Raw genomic sequence first — 23370 nt, forward strand, 5'->3', positions numbered from 1 at the left:
GTCCCTGTCACGCCCATGAGGGGACATATCCGGCCCGAGGGCGTTCAGCATCCGCAGGACGGATCAGATCAGCATCCAGCGTTGCGCGAATAACCCGCGATGCCTGCGCAGCGTTCTGGTCGTCGATGCCAAGCCGCTCCCGAAGTGTCGCGTTCGTCATCTTTTGACCGCCTACGTATTTGAGCGCGGCATGTTGGTAACACGCTCGCACGGCTTCTTCCGGTGTCATGTCCGCAAATCGGCGTGGTGCAAACAGAACCACGCGCACGGCGTCTCCCTCCATGCGGAAATCCGGTGGGGGCAACTGGTGTAGCTCAACTGCCGAGATCACCTTGTCGATGCCGGTGCCTTGTTCTTCGCAAAGTTTCATCCGCCGCATCAACGACGCAAGGGCTTCATTTCGGGAACGCGGCGGCGAGTCCAAAAACCGGTCAGGGCTAACCAAGGGGGCGCCCGGGTTCGTGATCTCCATTCGATCACTGAACAATTCGATGAGTGGTCCTGCACCGGTGATTGTCATATCTTGGTGGATCAATGCGTTGGCGATCAATTCGCGGATCGCGATCGACGGGTAAAGCGGTCGCTCCTCGCGGAATGCTTTTCCGATCAGTTCGTTGCGGGGCAGAAGACCGTCGATGTAATCCACCAGCCCCTGAAATCCCGCTGCATAGCCGCGCTGGCCGTCCTGACGGTGGCTCACGTCATCTGCACGTCCGGTGCCAGCATAGGCCACGAAACGAACCCCTTTGCGCTCTACAGAGGGGCCGAAATCGGAAAGTTTCTTGGCATACAGGATTGCGCCCAGATTGGTAATGTTCCAGCGGTCGCTTACATCTTTCTGGATCAGACGATCTGCCAATAGCTTGTCGAAGATCCCCTGCCTGTTATCCGGCAAGGGCTGGCCCGTAAGATCGAAGTAGTTGGCGTAATTCAGCCGCGCAAGAACGTCGTCGCCGGACAGGAACTGCGCCGCGACGCCTGTCTCCCAAGCGTAGGGCTGCAACTTGCTCCAGAGGGAACGCAGGCGTTCCGGATGGTCGGACAGGCGCGGCGTGGCGCTGCCGATGCGCAAATAGGCTGTGCGGTCAAATTCTACCGGGGCGGTTGCGGCGGCGGGGATGGTCAGCAGGATCAGGCGCCCCCCATCGTGATCGACTTCTTCGAAACGAAACTCGATGCTTGGCGACAGGTGGTTCGCAATCCACAATTCGAGCGGCTGCCCCTTCTCCTTCTTCACTGTCGGCTCAAAAACCGTGCCGACAGCCGCATGATCACCGTCTCTCACCCCCCAAACCACATAGGCGAAGTGCTGATCGGCCAGCCGTGCGGCATTGGACAAGGCCGAGATCAGCTTGCCGATCAACGGTCCGTCGGCGTTGTTTTCCTTGAACTCGATCCAGGTGGTTTCCGCTGGCTTGGCGCGCAGATCGTCCACCAGCCTGCGGGTGCGTTCCGCACTCATGACAGGGTCAAGGGTCATGATGTTTTCACTTTCTGACCCATCTCGCCCGATCGGCGCTTTTCATAGGCGCGTTCCTGCATTGCGCGCATGCCAAGCTCGTGCGACTTGGTCGAGCTGCCATTGGCGGCGTATTTGACGGAGACGGAGGGGACACCTTTGGTCATTGCGAAATCCTGTACTCGTTCAAATAGCTGATGGCCCAAGCCGGCGGGCTTGGCCAACTGCGAAAGCCCTTCTGATGCCAGGTGACGCTGTCCGCGCCGATCTTGTCGTTCGCTTCCATGAAACCGACCAGGGCATCGTGATCGTAGAGATAGAGATCGTCGCCATGAAGAAAGGCGATGTGAATGCCCTTGCCGGTGTATTTCCGATCGATGACAAGCCGCCCCTTGAGTTGAACCTTCAGAAAGGTTTCGCCGTCGATATGCACGGCGATGAAATCCGCGCCCTGCCAGTCGTCGGTCAGGCGGATACTGTTGAAGCCGTAATCGGCCAGTCGCCCGGCGACCTTCTGGAAGTTGTAGTTCTCTTTCTGCCGTGAGTTGAGATCGGCATAGGCGGCGCGCTGAAGCTTCATGCGCTCACCTTCGTCGTCATCTTCGTGTACATCTCGAACAGTTTTTCCAGCCGTTCGGTGTCGTTGCGGAAGCGGCGGCCGATGTAGATGCGTTCCAGCACCTCGTCGTTGTGGTCATGCGCGGCGCGGAGGTTGGCGGGCATTTTTTCGGGGTCGTAGAGGTCGGCGATGGTGGCGGGGAAATGCGCCTCGCGGGCCAGAAGGATGCCTTCCGCCGCCGCTGTCAGATCGGCGCGGTTCTTTTCGGTCAGTTTGGGGACGGGGAAGGTATTCCAGCCGAGGGTGTTGGAGTAGCGATAGCGAGTTTCCAGCTTCCCGCAGACCGTGGCGATCCAGACCAAATGCAGGCGCGAGGCGATCAGGGCCATGTTCCAGAGCGGGGCGTCGTAGAGGGCAAAGGCAAGGTTCGATACGATTGATCGCTCAGGGAGTAGGCCGATTGGTAGATACTCTCGGCTCTCTGAACTGACCTGTGGAACGATGTATGTGACACGTTCCGCAACGGACTGTATCTGACGAAACCGATGGGGAAATGCTGCCGCGGGTCGAGTTTCTGCAGCCTTACTGTTTGAGCGAAACTCACGAACTTTCTGAATTCGCTCGCGTATTGGTCGTATTTCCTCGGCTGTGGTCCGCTTGTCGTCTTCAATCCAGATGCAGTAACGTTCGAGACCTCTGATAAACTCTGCCGCGCCGTAGTATCGGCGAATGAACTGCTCAGCGTTTGGATAGGTCAAAACCAACTCTTGTCGCTCGTCTGATGAGAGAACCAAATTGCCGTCATCGGTCGGCTTATTTCCCCAAACCATGTAGCCACGATCACTTGGCGAGCGTGATTTACCGTCCACGATAACTGTTGGCGCTGCCACCAAATAGGCGTTGATGTTTTCCGCTTCCTTCACAACGGACCCGCCATCATCTGCCAGCGTGAACAGCTTGCGCATCGGCGCTGCATGGTTGGAGATTGCCACAATCGCAACCGTAACACCCGCATTATGGCTGGCAAGGTTCGCCCATTTGAAACTGGTATGAGCAAAGGCGATCTCGTGCCCTGTCTTGAAAATCAGCGGCCAGAGGATCGGCACCTGCTGCCCCTGACAAATCGAGTTGGTGGACACGAATGCCGAAACGGTGGGCGTGTGCAGCCCGTAATCGGCGGCCTTCATGAACCAGCCCGCGACATAGTCGAGCGACTTCCAGCTTTTCGTGCGCCCGTCGAATATGCGCTGCAAATCCTCTTTCTGTTCGGTGCTTTGCCACGTTGACCCAAGATAGGGCGGGTTCCCGCAGATATAGGTCTCGCCCCCCTCGTTCGCGAAGTCGATCTGAGCCTGATCGAGCGGCGACATGAACAGGTCATCGGCCTGAAACTTCACCCCCGTCCCCGTGGGCGGGCAGACCGACAGCCAGTCCAGCCGCAGGGCGTTGCCGCAGGTGATCCAGTTCTGCGCGTCCAGTGGCAGGAATTCCGCCAGCGCTTCTTTCTGGCCGCGATAGGTCACGTCGCATTGGTATTCCGCGATGATCAGCGCCAGCCGCGCGATCTCGGCCGAGAAATCCCGCAGCTCGATCCCGCGATAGTTGGTCAGGGGAATGTCAGTGCGCCGCAGCGGCTCACCCCGGCGCTTGTTGATCTCATACTCCAGTGCGCGCATTTCCTTGTAGGCGATGACAAGGAAGTTGCCCGACCCGCAGGCGGGATCGAAGACGCGGATCTTGGCCATGCGCGCGCGCAGATTGGCCAGCTTGCGCGCGTTGTCGCCCGCCGCCTCCAGCTCTGCGCGCAGGTCATCGAGCAAGAGCGGGTTCAGCACCTTCAGGATGTTCGGCACGGATGTGTAGTGCATGCCGAGGACCGAGCGCTCCTCCTCATCCGCGACGGCCTGAATCATCGAGCCGAAGATGTCGGGGTTGATCTGGGTCCAGTCGAGGCTGCCGATATGGGACAGATACCGCTGCGCGATCTTGGAAAAGCGTGGCACATCGGTGCTGCCCGAGAAGAGCCCGCCGTTCACATAGGGAAAGGTGTCGGCCCAACGGGGCAGCTTGGCCTCGGCACGCTTGGCGATGGGCGTGTTCATCGCGCGGAAGATTTCGCCGATGACTTCGTGCGTGTTCGATCCATCGCGGTTCGCCATCTGGTCGATGGTGGCGGTGAACAGGTTGTCGCTGACGAAAATGTCAGTGTCTTCGGCGAAGAAGCAGAAGATCAGCCGCGCCATGAAATGGTTCATGTCGTGGCGTTTCTCGGCGCTGCCCCAGTCGGGGTTGTCCTTGATCAGCTCGACATAGAGCCGGTTGAGGCGGCTGGTCGCGCGGATGTCAAAGGCACTTTCGCGGATCTGCTTGACGGTGGAGATGCCGGCGAGCGGCAGGAAGAAGCCGAAATGGTCGGGGAAATCGGTGTAGCGGCAGGCGATGGTTTCTCCGGTGGTGATGTCCTCGGCCTCGAGGTCGATGCCATCGGTGGCGAGGATGAACTTCGCCTTGGCGCGGGTGGTGGCGGGGCTGTCGCGAAGGGCGGTCAGGGTCGCCGCGATGTCGCCCGGGGCGCAGGTCGTAAGGTGGATGTTGTTGGTCTGCAGGATGCCACCGATGTCGGACTTGTTCGACGCGCCGGTACGCAGCCGCTTGATGGTCGTGTCCTTGTTGCCGAAGGCCATGAGGAAGGCATAGGGGAACTCGGCCGCGTCGAAGGGCTGATCGGCAAGTTCGGAAACGGCTTGTTCGATTTCAACGGCGTTCATGCGGCTGTCCAGGGGTTGATCAGGTCGATCTCGCAGCCCTCGAAGTCAGGCGCATTGCGCGTGGCGACGGTGGCACCACGGGTGTGGGCAATGGAAGCGATCTGGCAATCGGCCTGGGCGATCGGCCGCCCGGCGGACCGTCGTGCGGCAGCGATGGTGGCATAGGACTGCGCGGCGTCGCTGTCGAAGGGCAGGATACGACCGGCGAGGTCTTCGCGCAGGATACGGTCCACGGCGTCAATCAGCGCGGCGCGGCGCTTGCCGTTCTCCATGATCGCGAGGCCGTAGCGCAGTTCCGCTTCCGATATCGAGGTCAGGTAGACGTTGAGCCCGTCCTGCGCCGACAGCCATTGCTCGACCCTCGGCTCGGGAGCCGGGCGCAACAGCTCAGAGAGGACATTCGTGTCGAGGATGATCATGCGTCAGGCCTGGTCGAACGCGGGCGGTTCACGCATGGCTTCACGCTGCGGAAGGTCGAGATCAACGCCACCCAGAGGCGCGACCCGTGCGCGGATGGCCGCGGCAAGATCGTGGGATGGCTTCGCTTCGCCGACAACATGGCGCAAGATCTCGCGCGCCTCCTCTTCCATTGAACGGCCATGTTCGGCCGCGCGGATGCGAAGGCGGCGCTTCACGTCATCGTCAAGGTTCCGGATGGTAATGCTTGCCATGATATCCTCCTGAGAGGAGTGTAATCATCGCAATCAATGCGATCAAGGCTAATCGCTGGAACGCATGGCTTTTCCTATGGTTTTCTGGGCGACGTTGTCAGTTCGCGATCTTGCTGACCACCGCAACCGCAATACGCATCACCAATGTTGCAATAGTATATTTTCGTATGTATGATGGTGAAGATCGTCAAGGGTCCTCGCCATGCGTTTCGAATTCAAAAACCTCGCTCTGGCGGCCTTATTAGCTCTCGCCTTGACCGGGCCAACAGTTCCGACGCAAGCCCGCGCCCAAACCTATCAGATCGATTGCGCCATCCTGCTGTGTTTGTCCGGTGGGTGGCCGGCCTCGACGCCATGCGCACGCGCACGGGCCGAGTTCATCCGGCGCATCACACCTTGGCCGGTGGAGCCGCCGCTGCAGATTTGGCGCTGCCCGATGGGTGCGTCTTACTATGGGCCTGCCAGGTCGCGCCCCACGGACCGGATCTTCGATGCCCTATATGGTGGTTCAGGAACCCAACCAAACTCTTCAGCCCCGCTCTTCGATCAGGCAGCCGAGGCAGGCGGAATGCTCGGGCTGAAAGGCTCCGACGCGGTCTGGGGGAACCTCGTGCGGGCTGATTACGCCCTCCAGCTCGTACAAGACCGCGCCGACATCGATATCAGCGGGCCGGAATTCAACTTCGTGCGTTCGATCCGCGTCTTTGACGTTCGTTATGCTCGCCAGCACGAATCCGGGCGAGATGGCGACTGCAACCGCAGTGCCGTCGTTGTCCTCGGCACCTACGGGATCCAGGGCGATTTTTCTTGGAGGGCTTCGTCACCCGCAGCGCTTCCTGATGCGCATGCCGGTCTCGAGCGATGGGGCGAGCACTGCCCGAGCATTTATCACAGATCCGTCTTCGTTGAGTGGCGTGACTATAGCGGGAATTACGGCTTTGAGCAGGTCAATTACTGACTGTTGAGCCGCAGCGACGTCGCGCAGAGCCTTGTACGAAATCAAACCTGCAACGCAGGCACACTCACACAATCGAGGGCCATAAAGGCCATATTCTACCATGTCAGTCGTTGCGACAGGGCAGCTGCATGAGAGACGCGAAGTCAATTTCAGCTTTATCTGCATCGCAGAGATCCGGGTAGATCTTTGAGACGCGCTGTGGGCCATGCATGTCCCACCGGATTGCCAGAGCACCTGTGTTCCAGCGATATACCCAGCCGACGATGGTTTCTTCATCGGCTGCAATCAAATTGGCGATCGCGACGCCTTCGACCTCATTTTCGTTCACTGTTTACTGACTTCCTGCAATTTGGCGTTGCGGATAGCAGCTCAGATCCAAAGCGTTTGCTGCAACCGTATGCCGTGCCTCGTTAAAATCGGTTACTGTTCGTCCTCGCGGTAACGAATTCACACCGGGAGAAGTCAGCTCCCGTGTTCTCGAAAGATGAAATGGCTCAAATCCGGTGGTCGGGCTCCGTGGCGGCTTCAACGATCGCCAGAACCTCGGAGGGGTCAAAGCCGATGGCGCGGGCGAGGACGACCAGTTCGACGACGTCGACCCGGCGCTGGCCGCTTTCAATGCGCGCCACGAGGGATTGATGGCACTTGAGCTTGATCGCCAAGTCCTCCTGACCGAGTCCCGCCTTGATGCGGGCGTCGACCAATGCCTGGCAGAGTGCCACCTGTCCTGTGCTTCTGATTGTCTTTGCCACGCGTCACATACCTTTTGTGACGTCGCTAGCGGATGAAATCTGTTATCTAAAAAGTGGATAATTGAGAGTGTTATCGGCGTCTGGTTTCCATGGGCTGCAAGTCTGATGCTCCCGAGGTTGCCCATCAATCCCCTACCAATTGTAGAAATCGGCCATAGTCCTCGCTGACTTCGCGCGCTTCGTCGAAGGCGCGGGCGCGTTCACTGTCGAGGCAACGGAAGTAGCTTTGGATATCTTGGATGTAATTTTCGAAATCGCCACGGATGATGTCTGCATAGTCCCGCGCCACCTGCGAATCGCTTGGCAGGAAAGGACGGGCCGGGGCGAAGCAGGATTCCGCCAAAACTGGTCCGGGAACGCAGATCAGAAGGACCATAGCTTGCAATGGGAGCAGGCCTATCAACCTTGGGTTTCTCAAACCTGTTATCTCCTTGATCGCGGACACTGGCCGTGACTAGTGTTTGCGTAACCAAACTACAGCTAAAGCACGATATTATATCTTGCGGTTGATAGTATACTATCGTAACTCTGGGCTTCAAGTAAGAATGCCTGGGGTCGCGCCATTGGAGAAAGCGTGAGCCGGGCCATGAACTGGGACATCGAAGCACCAAATGTGGTTACGGAAGCCAGGTTCCGCGAGCTCGTGGAAAGCGGCTATAGCGCAGAAATCCTGTGCCAGGAGTCAGCACATAAGAAAGGCCCCAGCTATTACGGGGTCTGGATCATGCGCGTTGTCTCTGATGATGGCGTGGAAAAGCTCCTCGTCACCGCCCGCACGCGGACGACTTACAACGATATCAAGATCCGCGAGTTCAAGACGATCTCCGGCGTGGTGTCTTTCTTCATTGGCCTTGGCTTTGCGCATGTCGACCTGCCGCTTGAGGCGGGGACAAGCCGGACCCACAAACTCGCGCCGTCAGACAAAGCCCCATCAGTCAAGGGCGCTGGCAGCTAACCTCGTCTGTCTCTGGCTGGTCGCAGCACCTGCCTCAGCGCAAATGGTCCTGGTCATGGAGAGCGACGGCTCTCTGACCCCGTCCCGCTCCCAAAGCAGCTTTGCTCGAAACTACAATGACGGGATTGGTCAGAGTTCGGCCTCCGATGGGATCGCGATCTTCGGCGAGGTAGAGGCCGAGCAAGAGGGCGTCCAAGTCGCGGCCCTTGCCCGCCCGACTCCCCTGCCCCGCGCCGATGTCCTCTCCGGGATTCAGACCACGGCCTTGCGCTATGCCGGCCATCCCGGCCTGCGTCGCGCGGGGCTTTCCGTGACGGATTGGCTGGCTCTCTATCGGGCCAATATCGAGGTTGAGAGCGCCTACCGGCAGGATGCGATTTCAAGTGCAGGTGCCATTGGCCTTGGTCAATTGATGCCAGCGACGGCGCGTGATCTGGGCGTCGACCCGCGTGATCCGCTGCAGAACCTCGACGGCTCCGCCCGCTACCTCGCGATGATGCTGGAGACGTTCGGCGATCCGCATCTGGCGCTGGCGGCCTACAACGCGGGGCCGGACGCCGTGCGCCAACACGGTGGCATTCCCCCTTACCGAGAAACCCAGAACCACGTGGCCCGCGTCATGGCCGTCGTGGCCCGATTGGAAGGATCAAATTCATGAAACAGATTTCAAACCTCTTTGTCGCCTCGCTGGCGCTATTCCTGTTCATTGCCGAGCCCGCCCTCGCCCAAAGCATCGATCTCTCCCCGATCCAGAGCCTGCTGCAGGGCATTGTCGATGCGCTGACCGGCCCTCTTGGTGTGGTCATCGCCACACTCGCGGTCCTCGGCGTTTTCTTGAGCTGGTTCTTCAACATTATCGACCTCCGCCAGGCGCTCTGGGTCCTCGTGGGCATCGCTGGTGTCGCGGCCGCCCCCACGATCGTTGCTGCGGTCTTTGCCGGTGGCTGAACGCTCGCCCCTCTTTCTTGGGCTCGTGCGCCCGCCCAAGCTTCTGGGCCTGCCCATTATGTACGCGATGGTCTGGCTCTTCGGATCGGTGCTCTTGTTCGTCTGGGTCCAGCACATCGTGGTGCTGGGTGTCGCCGCCCTGCTCTATCCGGTGCTTTGGAAGGCCGCCGATTGGGACCCGCGCTTCATCGATGTGATGATGACGTCGCTGCAGGAGACACCGCCCACGCGCAACAGGTCCATCCATGGCGGGGACAGCTATGCCCCGTGATGAAGCCCCTGATGCTGCGCTCGATCCCCGCACGATGACGCCGGAATGGTATGCGCGCGAGACCCGCCTTGCGCATATGCTGCCCTATGTGAGCCTCGTCGATGGCCAGACCGTGCGCACCCGGGTCAATGAGCTCTTCCGCTGCATCCGGCTCGAGGGGATCAACAGCTACACGACGGACGATGCCTATCTCGACAAGGTGACGGCGCTTTTTGCCCGCATCGTCGCGCAACTTGGGCCGGAATTCAGCTATTACGTCCACAAGTTCTCCAAGGCCATCAAACCGGATCTCGACCCCATCCGCGAGGACAGCTTCGCAGGCGAGGTGGACCGGCGCTGGCGCGCGAAACTCGAGACCAGCGGGCTCCGCGACAAAACACTGACGCTCACCGTCATTCACCGCCCGCCTCCGAAAAGCCTCCTGCCGTTCCTCAGCTGCAGCGCACCGGACCGACTGAAGGAGGAGACCCGCAAACGCCTGCAGCGCCTCGGTGAGGCTGTGAACGTCTTCCTCTCGGGGCTGACCGAGCTCAAGCCGCGCCTGCTGTCAGCCGGATCGGGAGAGTTGGTGGGATTTTTAGGCGCGCTCAACACGGGCACCGAGCTGCCGCTCTACCCGGCCAACACCTACGGCTTTCTGTCCTTCAACGTCGCCAATACCCGCGTGACGTTTCACGGCGACCATTTCGAGCTTTCCGAGGGCGTCGTGGGCCATCGCTACGGCAAGAGCTTCACCATCGGAGAATATTCCGAAGGCACCTCCTGCACCATGTTCGACATGCTGAACCTGCCGGTCGACATGATCGTGACGCACTCCTTCACGCCGATCAATTCGAACCTCATGGCGGGCCGCATCAAGCGGCAAAAGCGCCAGATGCAGGCCAGCCAGGACGCAGCCCTCTCGCTCCTGGAAGCCCTCGACATCGCCGCCGATGATCTCGAGGCCAAGCGCCAAAGCTTTGGCGAGCATCACATGGTCGTGACGCTCTTTTGCGACACGCTCGAAGAACTGCAAACCCTCAGCGCCGAGATCGTGAACGCCGCCGCAACCGAAGGCGTGAAGATGATTGGCGAGCGGGTCGCGGCCAAGGCGCATTACCTCAGCCAGCACCCCGGCAACCAGCCAAAGCGCGTCCGCGCCAGCGCCGTCACCAACCGCAACTTCGCGGATTTTGCGGCCTTCCACCGGACACAGCTCGGCAAACCTGCAGCACTTACCCCCTGGGGCCGGGTCGTCACCTATTTGCCCACGCCGGAGCAGAGCGCCTACCGGTTTTCCTATCACGAGCAGGGATCGCCCGACAAAGAACCGACCAGCGGCCATACCCTGATCATGGGGCGGCCCGGGTCCGGCAAATCGGTGCTGTCAGCCTTTCTGATGACCCAGGCCCGTCGCGCAGGGGCGCGGATCTTCGTCTTCGATTACCGTCTTGGCATGGAGATGGCGGTGCGCGCCAATGGCGGGCGCTACGCCTCCCTGAACGCCGGCCAGCCCACGGGTCTCAACCCGCTCTGGACAGAGACCGATGCGCGCGGCACCGCCTGGCTCTCGGATTGGCTCACAACCCTGCTCTACCGCGCCGACAAGCCCCTGACCCCGGCGCAGACCAACCGCATCCAAGAGGTCGTGCGCCAGAATGCCCAGGCCACCAATCCGGCCCTGCGGAACTGGCGGGATTTCGCATCGCTTTTTGTGTCTACGGATGACGGCGGCGATCTGCACCAGCGCCTGCTCGAGTGGACCGAAGACGGCCGCTACGGCTGGATCTTCGGGCAGAGCCTCGAGGACACCTTCTCGCTCAAGGGCGATGTTGTGGGCTTCGATCTGACCGGCATTCTCGACAGCGAGGCCGACAAGGAACGGATGGCGGTCCTGTCCTATCTTTTCCGCCGGGTCGAACGCGAGATCGAGGATCGCCGCCCCACCATCATTGTTATTGATGAAGCCTGGAAGGCGCTGGACAATGCGTATTTCGCCGAGAGGCTGTCGAACTGGCTGGTGACCGCGCGCAAGCAGAACACGGTTGCCGTGATGATGACGCAATACGCAAGCCAGCTAGAGCGCACCCGGACCGGCAAGACCATCGTCGAAGCCGTTCCGACGCAGATCCTGCTGCCCAATATCCGCGCGCAGCCTGCGGATTACGCCATGCTGAATCTGACGGAGAAGGAGCTCGACGTCCTTCTCAACACCGGCAGCAACAGCCGCCTCGCACTGATCCGCGACGATCAGGGCTCGATCGTGGTCGATGCCGATCTCAGTGCTCTCGGGCCCAATCTCACCATCCTTGGCGGCATGGAAAAGGGCGAAGCGCTTGTCGGCGCCGATTACCGCGACCGCCCGGACTTCTGGAGGCTTTCATGATCCGTACCCTGTTTCTTATCACCGCGCTCGGCGCTTTGGCCTCCTGCACCCAGTACCGGGAGCCGCAGGCGAACTGCTTCACATTCCTCGCGTCAACGGCACCCGTCGCGCCTGATTGCCACTTCACGCCCCTTGGCACCCCGGAGGGCGACATTGAAGTCTAGCCTGCCTCATATCCTGGCACTTTGCCTGCTGCCCGGTCTCGGCGTCGCGCAAGGCGTGCCGACCAATGACAGTGGGCTGACCGCGCGTGACATCGTCGAGACCGGCGATCGCGAGGCTGACTTGACCGTTCAGGCGGACAAGCTTGCCGTGCGCGAACTCATTGCCGAGATCGAACGGGAGCAGCTGGAAACCCTGCAACGCATCCTCGATGCCCAGACCAGCTTCGGCGGTCAGGGCTTGCCGGCTATGGTCTTGGGGCTGGAAAGCGGCAGCGGGGATCCGGCCCGGTCAGTCGAGGCGGTCTATGGCAATGCCGACATCGACCCCAATCCCGGCGGTGCGCAGATGTTCGGCGACGCGTCTGAGACCATCGAGCAGCTCATCATCCGCGTCGCCCAGGAGACTAGCGGCTTTGCGGGTGTTGGCCGCGCAGGCCTCTCGCCCGTCCAGTGGCGAGCGCTTCTACAGGCCCTCATTTGGCAGGAAAGCCGGTTTACGATTGGGGCAAGGTCTCCCGTCGGCGCCTATGGCCTCACCCAGATCATGCCGGGCACCGCCAGTGATCTCGGCATCAACCCGGAATATTACGACAGCCCTTACCTTCAGGTGCATGGCGGCGCGCGCTATCTCGCGACCCAGCTCAACACATTCGATGGCAACATCATCAACGCCCTCGCGGCCTATAACGCCGGACCCGGCCGGGTTTTCGAGTATGGCGGCGTGCCACCCTTCCGCGAGACCCAGCACTACGTGTCGGTCATCCCTGAACGCTACAATCTCTATCTGAGCCGAATCGGCGGGATCGATGCGCTTGGCACGATCGATCCGGCGCTTCTCGCCAATGCCAACCTCTCGCTCACGGGTCATGGGGCGGCCTTTTATGGCAGCAACTCACCAGCCGCGATCCGCCAAGCCGCCCTGCGCATCCGCGATATCGTCGAACGGATTTCCGAAACCGAGGACGTGCAGGAGAGCGTCGGGCTCAACACCTATGCCCGCGCCGAACTCGTGCGTCTCGTGGCTGCCCGCATCCGGCTTCAGGCCGCCCGCACCCGAGTGCTCTCCGCCGAGGAGCTGGCGCAGGCCAGCGCCCGCATGGCCGAAGGCGCGTTCATGGATTTTACGATCAGGGAGATTGAATGATGGGACATCTGCTCTTGAGGACAGCTTTGGCCACGACATTTGGCGTTGGCTTGCAGTTCAGCGTCCTACCCCCTGCCGCAGCACAAGGTGTACCGGTCGTCGATACCCAGAATATCGCGCAGAACATCCAGCAGCTCCGGCAGATGATCGAGGACGAGATTTTGCAGAACGAGCAGCTGACGCAGCTCCGCGAACAGCTGGCCACACTCACGGATCAACTCGCGGAGCTGCAAAGAACCTATGAAGCGCTCACCCGACTTGCCGAGCTTCCCGAAATCATCCGGACGGAAATGGAAGACGAGTTGAACGGTCTGCTCGACCAAGAGTTCGGGGACATCCTCGCCACAATTGAGGCGATCAAGACTGGGGATTTCTCGGGCCTATCCGGTTCTGGCGCAGGCGAAATCGAAACCCAGATGGACCGGGTGCTGGCCGATCTCGGCTTCGATGAAGACACCCTCTCGGAAATGGCCACCAGCGGCAATCCCGGGGCCAACCGCGTGGCGACGCAGGCAACAACCGGCGCGCTCGTCTCAGCCGCCGCCCAGAACAGCTATGAAGATGCCGGCCAATCGCTCGAGCGGGTCGATCGCCTTGTCGGGCTCATCGACGACATGGAAGAGCTCAAGCAAAGCGTCGATCTCAACACGCGCGTGACAGCTGAATTGGCCATCGCCCTCGTGGCGATGTGGCAGCTGGAAGCGATTCAAACCGTGGGCGATGGCACCGGCGGCGTGATCGACGCCGCCACCATCGCCGAAGAGCAGCGCTTCATGGATTTCACCTTGCCGGACCTGCGGGCCGAGTGATCGTGGGGGCATGACGGGTGGCGAGTGAACAAGAGATCATCGAGGAAGAGCTGGTCTACGGTGCCCTGCGCCGCGAACGGCTCTGGCAACGCCTTGGTCTGGCAGGTCTTGTCTTCGGCATCATCGGCTGTCTGAGCGCCGCGGCTGTCTCGATCCTCGATGTCGACCCGCCCCCCGTCGTTGTCCCCTACGATCCCGCCACCGGCTTTGCTCTCCCCGAGGCCTCGGTGGGCGCCTCCTCGGTGACCGCCAACCAGGCGATCATCGAGGCAGAGGTGTTCCGCTATGTGACCGACCGCGAGGTCTACAACCAGCTCGACAACGACCTGCGCATCCGCAGCGTCCTGCGCCGCTCGGACGGGGCCGCCGAGAGCGGGTTGCGCCAGATCTGGAACAGCGCCAACGAGAATTACCCGCCGACCGTCTATGGCCCCAACGCCAGGCTCGACGTGGAAATTCTCAGCATCAACCGGATCGGCTCCAACCGCGCCACGGTGCGCCTGCGCAAGCGTCTGACCTCCATCAACGGCACCCAAACCGGGCTCTTCACCGCGACCCTTCTCTTCGAGTTCCGTCCCGAGACCCGCCGGTCCATCGATGAGGTCTGGACCAATCCGTTTGGGTTCACCGTGCTCGAATATTCCATCCGCTCCGACAGATTGGAGAACTGATCTTGTTTCCCGTACGAATTGCATTTGTTGTCCTCATCGTTTTGTTGCCGGGGTTGGTCGCCGCCGAAGCCATCCCGCGTGGCGGTCCCAACGACAATCGGGTGCGCTTGGCCACCTACCAGGAGGGCCAGGTCTACCGTCTCAGCGTGTCGCTCACCCATGTGACCACCATCGAGTTCGGCGAGGGCGAAAGCATCCGCTCGATTATCGCAGGCGACACGGAAGGGTTTGAGATCGATGGCGTGCCGGGCGGCCAGGCCTTCGCGATCAAGCCCGTCGCGCGCGGCGTTCATACCAATGTGACGGTCTACACGAACAGGCGAAGCTACTATTTCAACGTCGAGGAGGTCCGCAGCCCGACCTTCTATGTGGTGCAGTTCCGCTATCCGGAGGACGATGCGCGCCCGACCCGGGCCATCGCCGCCCAAGCGCCGAACTACAATTACGGCGCCAGCGCGCGGACCGAGTTCACGCCAACGCGCATCTGGGATGACGGGACGTTCACGTATTTCGCGTTTCCAAGAAACGCGCCTGTGCCCGCGATCTTCCGCTACGCGGGCGGCCGCGAGCGCACGGTCAACACGCAAACCCCTGAAGACGGCGTGATCCGCGTCAGCGGCGTAAACCGCCAATGGGTCCTGCGACTTGGCGAAGAGTTCGTCTGCATCGAGGCGATCCCGCCCGCGGAGGCCACCTCATGAGCGATACCGGGAACACCGAGCTGGAAAAACGCCTCGCCGCCCTTGAGAAAGGCAGTGCCCGCGCCCCCACGGCGGCGCAGCGCCGGTCGCCCCTTCTCGCGCTGATCGTGGTCCTCGTCATCGGCGCGGGTGGTGCCCTGCTTTATCTCCTCTCACAGCCCGACGAAGAGGTAGCCTTGCCGACGGCCACCCCAGACGTCTTCCAAAACGAGGGGGACGGCTTTGGCGCCATCGAGACCTTGCCCCCGCCCGAGCCCGAGGTTGTGTTCGTCGGACCAGACCCCGTTGAGCCCAATGCCGAGCTTCTGGCGCAGATCACCGCCCTGCAGGCCCAGATCGAGGAGTTGCGCAACGCCCCTGAACCGGTCGTCGAGGAAGACACCGCCGCCGCAGAGGCGATCGACGCGCTGACCGCTCAGATTGCGGCGCTGCAAGCCGCCTCGGAAGCAGCACAGCAACGATTTCAGGACGAACTGACGGCGCGGGATCGAAGTCTTGAACAACTCCGTATGGATCTGGAACTGGCCCAACTCGAGGCCAGCCGGCCCCAACCCGCCCCAGCGGGCCCCACGGAGGATGAGCTGCGCGCACGCGAGCAAGAGCGACTGCGCCGCGAGGAAGAAGCCCGGCGCATGGCCGAGCTGGAGCGCCGGGCCGCGGAGGAACGCGCCTTCCAGGAGCGGCGCATCGCCTCGCCCACCATCGCGTTTGGCGGTGCCTCAGGAGCGAATGAAACGGCTCTGACCGAACGCACCTTCGGCGAGGTGACGGATTTCGTGCTGAACGGGGCGCTGCCCTCGACGGTGACGCAGGCCGAGGTGATCGCCAATCCCTCCAACACCATCATCCAGGGCACCATGATCCAGGCCGTCATGGAAACTGCCCTTGACAGCTCCCTGCCCGGCCAGACCCGTGCCGTGGTGTCCGAGGATGTCTACAGCGTCGATGGCGTGCGCCTCTTGATCCCCCGAGGATCGCGTCTCATCGGGCGCTACCGCGCTGGCGTCGATATCGCGCAGCGCCGCGTCACGATCGCCTGGGACCGGATCATCCTGCCCGACAACCAGACCGTCCAGATCAGCTCCTTCGGAGGTGATGAACTGGGCCGTTCTGGCGTCACCGGTTTCGTGGACACACGCTTCGCCGAGCGTTTCGGGTCGGCCGCGCTGATCTCGCTGATCTCCGCAGCACCCAGTGCCGCCGCCTCCGAAGTCCAGGATGAGACTGCCGCCGACGCTCTCGAAGACGTTGGCGATGATCTGGCAGATGCCACGGACAGCGTCATAGGCGATTACCTCTCCATCGGCCCCGTCATCTATGTCGACCAGGGCGCCCGCGTCACGGTCATGGTCGACCGCGATCTGGAGATATTCTGAGCCCATGTCGCTGAGCTATCTCGAAACCTCGCTCGACCGGATCGACGCCGCCGCTCGCGACGATGTCATCGAGATCTGCATCAACCCTGATGGCACCTGCTGGGGCGAATTCCAGGGCGATCACTTCATGCGCGCGCTGGATCAAAGGCTGACGGGCGTTCAGGTCAGGGACCTCGGCAACCAGATCGCCTCCTCCGCCAACACCACGATGAGCAAGGACCGCCCCATCGTTTCAGTCTCGATCACCTACAAGGGGCGCCCGATCCGCGCACAGGTCATCACCCCGCCCGCCGTGCTCTCGGCCATGTCGATCAGCCTGCGGTTCTTCTCGAGCCTGCCACTCGAGGGCATCGCACTCGATTTCCTCTACGGAAAAGAGCGCAAGCTCGAAGACCTGCGCGTGGAAAAAAAGCGTGCCTTGCGCGCCGTGGTGGCCGCGGGTTTGATCGATGATGCGCTCGCCTTCTGCGTCGAGAACAAACTCAACATGATCGTCTCGGGCGGCACCTCCACCGGCAAGACCGTGGCCGCGCGCAAGATCCTCTCTCACGTACCGGCCGAGGAACGCATCGTCACCATCGAAGAAGCGGCCGAGCTTCTGCCGACCCAACCAAATGCCGTGACCCTCATCGCCAATCGCGACGCAGAATTCCAGACCGCCGATGTGCTTCTCACTGCGACGCTGCGCATGCGCCCCGACCGGATCATCCTCGGTGAGGTGCGCGGCAAGGAGGCCATGACCTTTCTGGAAGCCATCAACACCGGCCATGGCGGCTCGATGACCACGCTGCACGCAGAAACCCCGCAACTGGCCGTGCAGCGCCTCGCGATCGCAGCACTCAAGACCGAGATCCCGATGACCTATGCCGACATGATCCAGTACATCGAGAACTCCATCGACGTGATCATCCAGGCCGGTCGGCATGACGGCAAACGCGGCATCACGGAATTCTACCTCCCCGGCGCAACCGAGATTGGAACTTCCCCATGAAGACATTTGAATACGATATCCTGTCCTTTCCCATGGCCCGCAAAACCAGCCTTGCCGACATGCAGACCTGCCTGAACGAGAAGGGCGCAGACGGGTGGGAGGTGGTGTCGATCAGCACTTCGGAGTTCGCCAATATCGGGCACACCGTTTTCCTGAAACGCGAAATTACACCCGCTGGAGCCACGGCATGAGGCAGGCGCAGCACCTCACCTTGGCCGCGCTGGTCCTAAGTCTGACGCCCGCTTTCGCCGTTGCCGAGCGCAACCTAGTGCCAACCCTCGATCGCAGCTTTGACGTCTGTCCGGACCGGCCCGCCGAGCCCGTCTGGATGCAGGAAATCCCGCTCCGCCAAGCCTATCAGCGGGTTCTGGTTCAGGACATCTATCGCGCCCAGAATCTCGAGCGGGTCGTCGAGATCGGCAACTGCGACTGCGCGACTCGGTTCCCGTCCTGGGACGCGGCCGAGGCCGTGTTTCGGGAGAGCTACGCGAGCGACGAACGATGGGAAATGCTCGAAGCCTCGGATGGCTACAACCGCCGCGCCAACGCCGCCCGAACTGCCGCCAAGGCCATCTGCGAAGCCGCAGGTAATTGGTAAGGCAGCCCCGCGATGAGTGTCGTCACCTACTTCGTTGAAACCTCCCAAGCCTATCTCGACACTGCCGCTGAGACCCAGTTTGGTGCGGTTGCGGCAACGGTCGGCACGCTCCTGGTTTTGGGGACAACGCTGGTGGTGATCCTCGTCGGAATCAACATGATCTATCAATACCGGGCCATGGATGGGCACACGGCCTTCTGGCTCGCGGTCAAGATCGGGCTCATCGGGATATTCGCGACCAACTGGATGCAGTTCAACGCATTCTCGTCTGCCATTCTCTATGGGATCGACAGTATCGCGGGCGCGCTCGTGGCCTCCGTCGGCGGCGGCAGTCCGGGACCCTCTGGAACTTTCGCCGAAGAATTCGACCGCCTGATCGCGGAACTGGGCAACTATCTGAACGCTGCCGGGTCCGAGCTGAACTGGATGGCCGGCGCCATGCTCGACATCGTCGGTGTTCTTCTGCTCTCGATCCTCGGCGGGCTGGCCGCCTTCATCCTCGTGGCCTCCCGCCTGATGATCGCGCTCCTGATCGGGATCGCCCCGGTGATGATTTTCCTGACCCTCTTCGAGGTCACCAAGGATTATTTCGCGCGCTGGCTGTCGGCGCTGGTCTCCTTCGCGCTCTACCCCATAGTCGTGGCCGGTGTGTTCGCGACAATCACGGGCGTCTCCTCTGCCCTCATCGGCGAACTCGGCGACCCGGAGGGAGCCTCAAACATCGGCGCGCTCATTCCCTTCTTCATGATGGTGCTCATGGCCAAGGGCTTCATCATTGCCACGCCCTTCATCGTCCGCGCGATCTCCGGAAACATTATGATGCCCGCCCTCTCCGGTGGTCTCGGCGGCGGCTACAGCTTTGCCCGCGCCGCAATGGGCAGCCAGCAGGCCTACAATCGCTACCTGATCGGAGGCGCAAGTGGCGCAGAATACGCAGCCATCAGGGCGCGACAGTTCTTCGGCGTGCAGCAGATGCCCGTAAGACAAGGCATGGGGCAGACGGGTTCCGCAGGCAGCACAGGATCCGCAGACTCGGGATCAAAAATGCTGGCGCAGCTGGCGAGACTGGGTCGACTTGGACGACGGTGACGGCTCAAAGCGGAACTGCAGAGAGAATGTGGTTGGGAGCGTGGTCGCCGCAGTGGAGCACCGCTCGGAGCGAGCCTAGCACTTAAGCATTTGAAAACTGCCCACTTAGCCCGCCCGCGCCGCAGCGCTAATTGGAATGTCCGCGCCAAACGTGTAGACAGTCGAAATGACCAAGGGACCCGCAGGGTGGGCGGCTGCGGAACATGAAGCACGCATTGCTCTCACGCCTATGAAATAACTGAAGTCTTGCGCTACATGTAGTATTTGCGCATTGTCAGTTCACAACGGATCAACCTGCACAGGCACTCATTGTCGGTATTTCAACTTAATGAAATTTACACCCCCCCAAACGGTCTACCTGCCGTCGATGTTATCTTTATGCACGGCTTGGGCGATGCCTTCGAGAGCTGTTGGCAAAATCCATTAGGAAATTCTGGCGATGTATGGCCAGTGTGGTTGTCAGAGGCCTTTCCAGGAATCTCGATTTGGGGTCTGGATTACCCATCATCCAAATATAGTGCCCTTCTTAACGGACCCGACCTGTCCCTTCTAACAGTGGCGGCGAGCCTGTCCGAACTATTGCGTGCAAAGAAGATTGGTAGAAGGCCATTGGTTCTTGTTTGTCATAGCCTCGGCGGTGTCATCGCCAAGGCTATGCTTCGCGCATGCGAAAGCTCAACCACTGCTCCTAAAATGGCAATATACGAAAATTGTAGAGGCGTAGTTTTCCTTGCAAGCCCTCACACTGGCTCACCCTTGGCATCAATCTTGTCGCTAATCCCCGGCGTTGGATCCAAGCAAACAAAAGAACTTTCGAATGCCGGTGCCATGTTGGTAGACTTGAACACATGGTATAAAAATAAGGCACCGGCAATAGGTATAAAAACCTGTGCATTCTATGAAACCATGAACACAAACGGGGCATTGGTTGTCGATGCAGGTTCTGCAAACCCAGGCGTTCCGGACTGTGACCCTATTCCAATCGACGCAAATCATCGTGAAATCTGCAAATTTGGTCACCAGGATGAATTTGGCTATGTGTGTATCAAGAACTTTCTAGAAGAATTGTTTGAATCGGACGGTCTGAATGTTGATGATAAAATTTCTGTTGATGACCTTGAATACTACATTAGCACTGTTAAGGGAGATCGTCTTTCGTTAGCGGAAAAGCTCGAAAAGGGAGGCAAGTGCGATCAAGAGATTGACGAGGCTGAGGCAGAGAAAGAACGAATCCATAAAATGGTAAGGCGAAATGCCATTTCTGGCAGTGCTCGCCAAAAATACCGCCAGTTTTTGAGCGAAGTCCTTACACTTTTCCGGATACACATAGCACCGCTTATTCGTTCGGGTGCAGACGAAGTCATGGTGAACACGGCTATTCACTCGAAGCTACTTGCACCACTCAGTGAAAAGCAGTCATCGAATGACTTGTTCAATATCGCTGACATTCACAGCGCGATCTACTATTTGACCGGCAACTGTCATATAAATTGGACCAAGCCAAATGATTAGAATTTGGCATCCAATGAGAGATCCTCACCATTGTAGTTTTCGGATGATGGCGTTGTGCTTAGCTACGCCGAAACAATTATCTGTCCCTAGAGGATCTCTTCTGGATACTTTCCTACTATTTCCTGAGTACCTGCATGAAATTCAGTATAAGGGCTTCGGTTCACTCCGGTCAACACTACGAGATCTTGAGATTCCGAAACCGAGCGATAGTTTTGTTAGCCTTCCAGACATCAGGACAGTCTTTCGCGAGTTGCAAGTCTTCCAAAAAGCAGCGCTACGTCAATTGGTGGCAAAGAACATACTGTCTGCTGAAGCCTTCAAGGAAGGGAACCTCACGCTGTCTTCTAAAGGTATTCCGGACGAGCTGAAGAAAGTATTGCAAGCGTTTGTATCCGAGAACTCGCGCCAAATCTCTTTCATAACTGGTGATCTAAGTGCAATACCCTTGGATGGCCCAACTGGTTTGCTCCGACGAGCAAATCTAGAGATGGGAGGGAGATTCAGATAATGTCGCCCATCCTCAAACTCAATCGCTTGATTGTGATGAAAAGCGGTCAGCGAGCTTATGATCAGAAGTTTCACTCTGGTTTAAACATTATTCACGGGTCTAACGGATCAGGAAAATCATCTATCCTCGACTTCATTTTCTTCGCGTTGGGTGGAAACTTGACCAAGTGGAAACCTGTTGCGCAAAGATGTGATAGTGTGTTCGCAGAGGTCTCGGCTGGCGGAACAAAACTGTCCCTTCGAAGAGACGTATCTACCGACAGCAATCAGCCCATGTTCATCTATTTCGGAGCTTTGCAGGACGGACTTGAAGCTGCAGCAGACGGTTGGCAGCGATATCCCTACTCTCGAAACGATCATTCTAAGACTTTCAGTCAGATTTTATTTAAGGCCCTTGGCCTCCCCGAAATACCGGGAGATGAGGGTTCAAACATTACGATGCATCAAATTCTTAGACTGATGTACGTAGACCAGACCACGCCGTTCCAGCGCATTTTCCGTAGCGAAGACTTTGATCCTCGAGACACTAGGGAAGCTATATCCGAACTGCTTTGTGGGATCGGAAACAACGAGCTTTACTCGAAGCGCATTGCTCTACGAGAGAGCCGGAAGATGGAAAGTGAACTCGGCACAAAGCTCACAAATTTGCTGAGAGCCACGGCGAATTTGGGCGAGAACTTCAATGAGGGCGCATTTGAAACCGAGAGGAGCAATCTGTCCCAGCGACTGGAGATGCTTCAAAAAGAGGTTGAAGGCCTTCACAGCGCAGACGTAGATAGTTCCCAAATTGCCAAACTGGCTGAGGGTGAGCGCAGAAATCTCTACGACAAAATCACCAAAGAGCGTGATAGGTTGGTGGGTATTGAGCGTGAAATCGCGTCATTGGATTTTGAAATATTGGATAGCGATCATTTTGTTAAGCACCTTGAGCAGCTCCTCAAAGAGTTCAACAGAACCGCAGCAACATACATTGCTATTGGAGACGTTCCCTTTGAGCTTTGCCCGGCATGCCTACAACCGCTGACCGATACGTCTGATCATCAATGTCACCTATGCAAAGAAGAGCTTCCAAAAGAAGATAAAGACACAAAGCTTTTTGAGCTCAGAATGGACATCGAAGGGCAAATCTCTGAGAGCTTGCGCCTACAAGAAAAGCGTGTGGACAAGTTAAGCACTCTCAGGAAGGAAGCTACCCGCCTGAAGACAAGTATGTCGCGCCAGATGAAGCAATTTGACGAAGTCAGAAATGCTTCCATCGACGGGCGAACTGCACTGATTTCTGAAAGAAGTCGCGAGATTGGAAGGATAGATTCACGATTGGACGAGTTGAGTAAGCTGGCTGACCTCAGGCAACAGATCAACGAGGTCAAAGCTGCAAAAGAGGCCGCCTACAGCGCGGTGGAAAGGCTAAGGAACGAAATCGAGGCATTGGAGCTAGCTCGAGACAAGCGCCGACGGCAGGTGAAGACCCGAATTGCTGAACAAACAAAGCGCGTTCTCGAGATGGACCTCGAAGAACACAACGATTTTGAAGAGCTTGAAAAGTTTGACTTCAGTTTCGAGGACGACTGGTTCGCGATCAACGGTGACCCAAACATCACGACTAGTGCTAGCGGCATGGTTGTGGTAAAAAATAGCCTTTTCATAGGTCTGTTGCTATCATCACTACAGGATCAACAAATGAGATATCCGAGAATGCTCTTGCTCGACAACGTGGAGGACAAGGGTATGGTCGGCGACCGGGTTAGAAACTTCCAAAAAGTCATTGCGGATCTAATGGATGAAGAAAGCCAGCCACACCAGATCATTCTGACGACCTCGACGCTAAATCCCGAACTGGGGCGCGAGGACTACATCATTGGACCTGAGTACACCAAGGAAAATAGAACTCTGAACATCCAGACTGGTACTTCTTCATCATAAGCTGAGCCATTGATCATTCAAATATCCGCAAGCTGCAAATCCCAATTCGTGTCCGTGTCTGAAGTTCGATGGGCAGCTCTCAATAGTCAGTTGAAAGTCCGCTTCCGCATTTGGCTATGGATCGTTGGCTTTCTCAGCGAGCCTCCACCCGCCGCCCTGTCCGACAGACTGAGGTGCCA

The 23370-nt window shown here is 59.1% G+C and carries 28 protein-coding genes; 19 read left to right on the forward strand and 9 right to left on the reverse strand.

Features of this window, described 5'->3' with window-relative positions; genetic code table 11:
• Positions 1-7: 7 nt before the first annotated feature.
• From ACSSV8_RS14995 to ACSSV8_RS15020, 6 genes are read right to left on the reverse strand one after another with little or no spacing between them, the layout of a single operon-like run.
• Positions 8-1480 carry an ATP-binding protein gene (locus ACSSV8_RS14995; RefSeq protein ID WP_454282981.1) on the reverse strand — a complete coding sequence of 491 codons (1473 nt, stop codon included), beginning with the start codon at positions 1478-1480 and terminating at the stop codon, positions 8-10.
• Positions 1477-1626: a hypothetical protein gene (locus ACSSV8_RS15000; protein ID WP_454282982.1), complete on the reverse strand. Its 150-nt coding sequence runs from the start codon at positions 1624-1626 to the stop codon at positions 1477-1479. Before ACSSV8_RS15000 ends, ACSSV8_RS14995 begins: the two co-directional genes overlap by 4 nt.
• Positions 1623-2039, reverse strand: coding sequence for a hypothetical protein (locus ACSSV8_RS15005; RefSeq protein WP_454282983.1), 417 nt, complete (start codon positions 2037-2039; stop codon positions 1623-1625). Before ACSSV8_RS15005 ends, ACSSV8_RS15000 begins: the two co-directional genes overlap by 4 nt.
• Complete coding sequence (locus tag ACSSV8_RS15010; RefSeq protein ID WP_454282984.1) at positions 2036-4786, reverse strand: DNA methyltransferase; 2751 nt, start codon at positions 4784-4786, stop codon at positions 2036-2038. Before ACSSV8_RS15010 ends, ACSSV8_RS15005 begins: the two co-directional genes overlap by 4 nt.
• Positions 4783-5205, reverse strand: coding sequence for a PIN domain-containing protein (locus ACSSV8_RS15015; protein ID WP_454282985.1), 423 nt, complete (start codon positions 5203-5205; stop codon positions 4783-4785). Before ACSSV8_RS15015 ends, ACSSV8_RS15010 begins: the two co-directional genes overlap by 4 nt.
• A 3-nt stretch (positions 5206-5208) precedes the next feature.
• Entirely contained in the window at positions 5209-5457 is a 249-nt protein-coding gene (locus tag ACSSV8_RS15020) for a FitA-like ribbon-helix-helix domain-containing protein (protein WP_054540688.1), read from the reverse strand.
• A 202-nt stretch (positions 5458-5659) separates the two neighbouring features.
• Between ACSSV8_RS15020 and ACSSV8_RS15025 the strand changes: the two genes are divergently transcribed.
• Positions 5660-6415 (forward strand): hypothetical protein, encoded by a 756-nt coding sequence (locus tag ACSSV8_RS15025; RefSeq protein WP_454282986.1) that lies wholly within the window; start codon positions 5660-5662, stop codon positions 6413-6415.
• Between the two features lie 103 nt (positions 6416-6518).
• Here the strand turns inward: ACSSV8_RS15025 and ACSSV8_RS15030 are convergent, their stop codons facing one another.
• The 3 genes from ACSSV8_RS15030 to ACSSV8_RS15040 all read right to left on the reverse strand — a co-directional run bounded on the left by ACSSV8_RS15030 (position 6519) and on the right by ACSSV8_RS15040 (position 7543).
• Positions 6519-6743, reverse strand: a complete 225-nt coding sequence (locus tag ACSSV8_RS15030) for a hypothetical protein (protein WP_454282987.1) — start codon at positions 6741-6743, stop codon at positions 6519-6521.
• Positions 6744-6909: 166 nt separating this feature from the next.
• Complete coding sequence (locus tag ACSSV8_RS15035; protein ID WP_268956432.1) at positions 6910-7167, reverse strand: helix-turn-helix domain-containing protein; 258 nt, start codon at positions 7165-7167, stop codon at positions 6910-6912.
• Positions 7168-7291: 124 nt separating this feature from the next.
• Positions 7292-7543: a hypothetical protein gene (locus ACSSV8_RS15040; protein ID WP_454282988.1), complete on the reverse strand. Its 252-nt coding sequence runs from the start codon at positions 7541-7543 to the stop codon at positions 7292-7294.
• Between the two features lie 210 nt (positions 7544-7753).
• Between ACSSV8_RS15040 and ACSSV8_RS15045 the strand changes: the two genes are divergently transcribed.
• The 18 genes from ACSSV8_RS15045 to ACSSV8_RS15130 all read left to right on the forward strand — a co-directional run bounded on the left by ACSSV8_RS15045 (position 7754) and on the right by ACSSV8_RS15130 (position 23191).
• A complete protein-coding gene (locus tag ACSSV8_RS15045) occupies positions 7754-8122 on the forward strand; it encodes a hypothetical protein (protein WP_048535474.1) in 369 nt (122 codons plus the stop codon).
• A 43-nt stretch (positions 8123-8165) separates the two neighbouring features.
• On the forward strand, positions 8166-8780 hold the full coding sequence (locus ACSSV8_RS15050) for a lytic transglycosylase domain-containing protein (RefSeq protein WP_454282989.1): 615 nt from the start codon (positions 8166-8168) through the stop codon (positions 8778-8780).
• Entirely contained in the window at positions 8777-9070 is a 294-nt protein-coding gene (locus ACSSV8_RS15055) for a TrbC/VirB2 family protein (RefSeq protein ID WP_008282963.1), read from the forward strand. The genes ACSSV8_RS15050 and ACSSV8_RS15055 overlap by 4 nt, the downstream gene beginning before the upstream one ends.
• The gene (locus tag ACSSV8_RS15060; RefSeq protein ID WP_454282990.1) at positions 9063-9341 is read left to right on the forward strand and encodes a type IV secretion system protein VirB3; all 279 of its coding nucleotides are present in this window, start codon (positions 9063-9065) and stop codon (positions 9339-9341) included. Before ACSSV8_RS15055 ends, ACSSV8_RS15060 begins: the two co-directional genes overlap by 8 nt.
• Positions 9331-11706, forward strand: coding sequence for a VirB4 family type IV secretion/conjugal transfer ATPase (locus ACSSV8_RS15065; RefSeq protein ID WP_454282991.1), 2376 nt, complete (start codon positions 9331-9333; stop codon positions 11704-11706). The genes ACSSV8_RS15060 and ACSSV8_RS15065 overlap by 11 nt, the downstream gene beginning before the upstream one ends.
• The gene (locus ACSSV8_RS15070) at positions 11703-11870 is read left to right on the forward strand and encodes a hypothetical protein (RefSeq protein WP_276155393.1); all 168 of its coding nucleotides are present in this window, start codon (positions 11703-11705) and stop codon (positions 11868-11870) included. Before ACSSV8_RS15065 ends, ACSSV8_RS15070 begins: the two co-directional genes overlap by 4 nt.
• The gene (locus ACSSV8_RS15075; protein WP_454282992.1) at positions 11860-13014 is read left to right on the forward strand and encodes a lytic transglycosylase domain-containing protein; all 1155 of its coding nucleotides are present in this window, start codon (positions 11860-11862) and stop codon (positions 13012-13014) included. The genes ACSSV8_RS15070 and ACSSV8_RS15075 overlap by 11 nt, the downstream gene beginning before the upstream one ends.
• On the forward strand, positions 13014-13823 hold the full coding sequence (locus ACSSV8_RS15080) for a type IV secretion system protein (RefSeq protein WP_454282993.1): 810 nt from the start codon (positions 13014-13016) through the stop codon (positions 13821-13823). The genes ACSSV8_RS15075 and ACSSV8_RS15080 overlap by 1 nt, the downstream gene beginning before the upstream one ends.
• Before the next feature lie 17 nt (positions 13824-13840).
• Positions 13841-14494 carry a virB8 family protein gene (locus tag ACSSV8_RS15085; RefSeq protein ID WP_037931429.1) on the forward strand — a complete coding sequence of 218 codons (654 nt, stop codon included), beginning with the start codon at positions 13841-13843 and terminating at the stop codon, positions 14492-14494.
• A gap of 2 nt (positions 14495-14496) precedes the next feature.
• Positions 14497-15195: a TrbG/VirB9 family P-type conjugative transfer protein gene (locus ACSSV8_RS15090; protein WP_454282994.1), complete on the forward strand. Its 699-nt coding sequence runs from the start codon at positions 14497-14499 to the stop codon at positions 15193-15195.
• Entirely contained in the window at positions 15192-16571 is a 1380-nt protein-coding gene (locus tag ACSSV8_RS15095) for a TrbI/VirB10 family protein (RefSeq protein WP_454282995.1), read from the forward strand. Before ACSSV8_RS15090 ends, ACSSV8_RS15095 begins: the two co-directional genes overlap by 4 nt.
• A 4-nt stretch (positions 16572-16575) precedes the next feature.
• On the forward strand, positions 16576-17562 hold the full coding sequence (locus tag ACSSV8_RS15100; protein ID WP_055296391.1) for an ATPase, T2SS/T4P/T4SS family: 987 nt from the start codon (positions 16576-16578) through the stop codon (positions 17560-17562).
• Positions 17559-17753: a DUF4177 domain-containing protein gene (locus ACSSV8_RS15105; RefSeq protein ID WP_454282996.1), complete on the forward strand. Its 195-nt coding sequence runs from the start codon at positions 17559-17561 to the stop codon at positions 17751-17753. Before ACSSV8_RS15100 ends, ACSSV8_RS15105 begins: the two co-directional genes overlap by 4 nt.
• Positions 17750-18160 (forward strand): hypothetical protein, encoded by a 411-nt coding sequence (locus ACSSV8_RS15110; protein ID WP_454282997.1) that lies wholly within the window; start codon positions 17750-17752, stop codon positions 18158-18160. The genes ACSSV8_RS15105 and ACSSV8_RS15110 overlap by 4 nt, the downstream gene beginning before the upstream one ends.
• Before the next feature lie 12 nt (positions 18161-18172).
• Positions 18173-19249, forward strand: a complete 1077-nt coding sequence (locus tag ACSSV8_RS15115) for a type IV secretion system protein (protein ID WP_454282998.1) — start codon at positions 18173-18175, stop codon at positions 19247-19249.
• 309 nt (positions 19250-19558) lie between these two features.
• Entirely contained in the window at positions 19559-20761 is a 1203-nt protein-coding gene (locus ACSSV8_RS15120) for an ABC-three component system protein (RefSeq protein WP_454282999.1), read from the forward strand.
• Positions 20754-21269, forward strand: coding sequence for an ABC-three component system middle component 5 (locus ACSSV8_RS15125; protein ID WP_454283000.1), 516 nt, complete (start codon positions 20754-20756; stop codon positions 21267-21269). The genes ACSSV8_RS15120 and ACSSV8_RS15125 overlap by 8 nt, the downstream gene beginning before the upstream one ends.
• Positions 21269-23191, forward strand: a complete 1923-nt coding sequence (locus ACSSV8_RS15130; RefSeq protein WP_454283001.1) for an AAA family ATPase — start codon at positions 21269-21271, stop codon at positions 23189-23191. Before ACSSV8_RS15125 ends, ACSSV8_RS15130 begins: the two co-directional genes overlap by 1 nt.
• Positions 23192-23370: the final 179 nt, after the last annotated feature.

The sequence above is a fragment of the Roseovarius sp. MBR-79 genome (assembly GCF_053628555.1).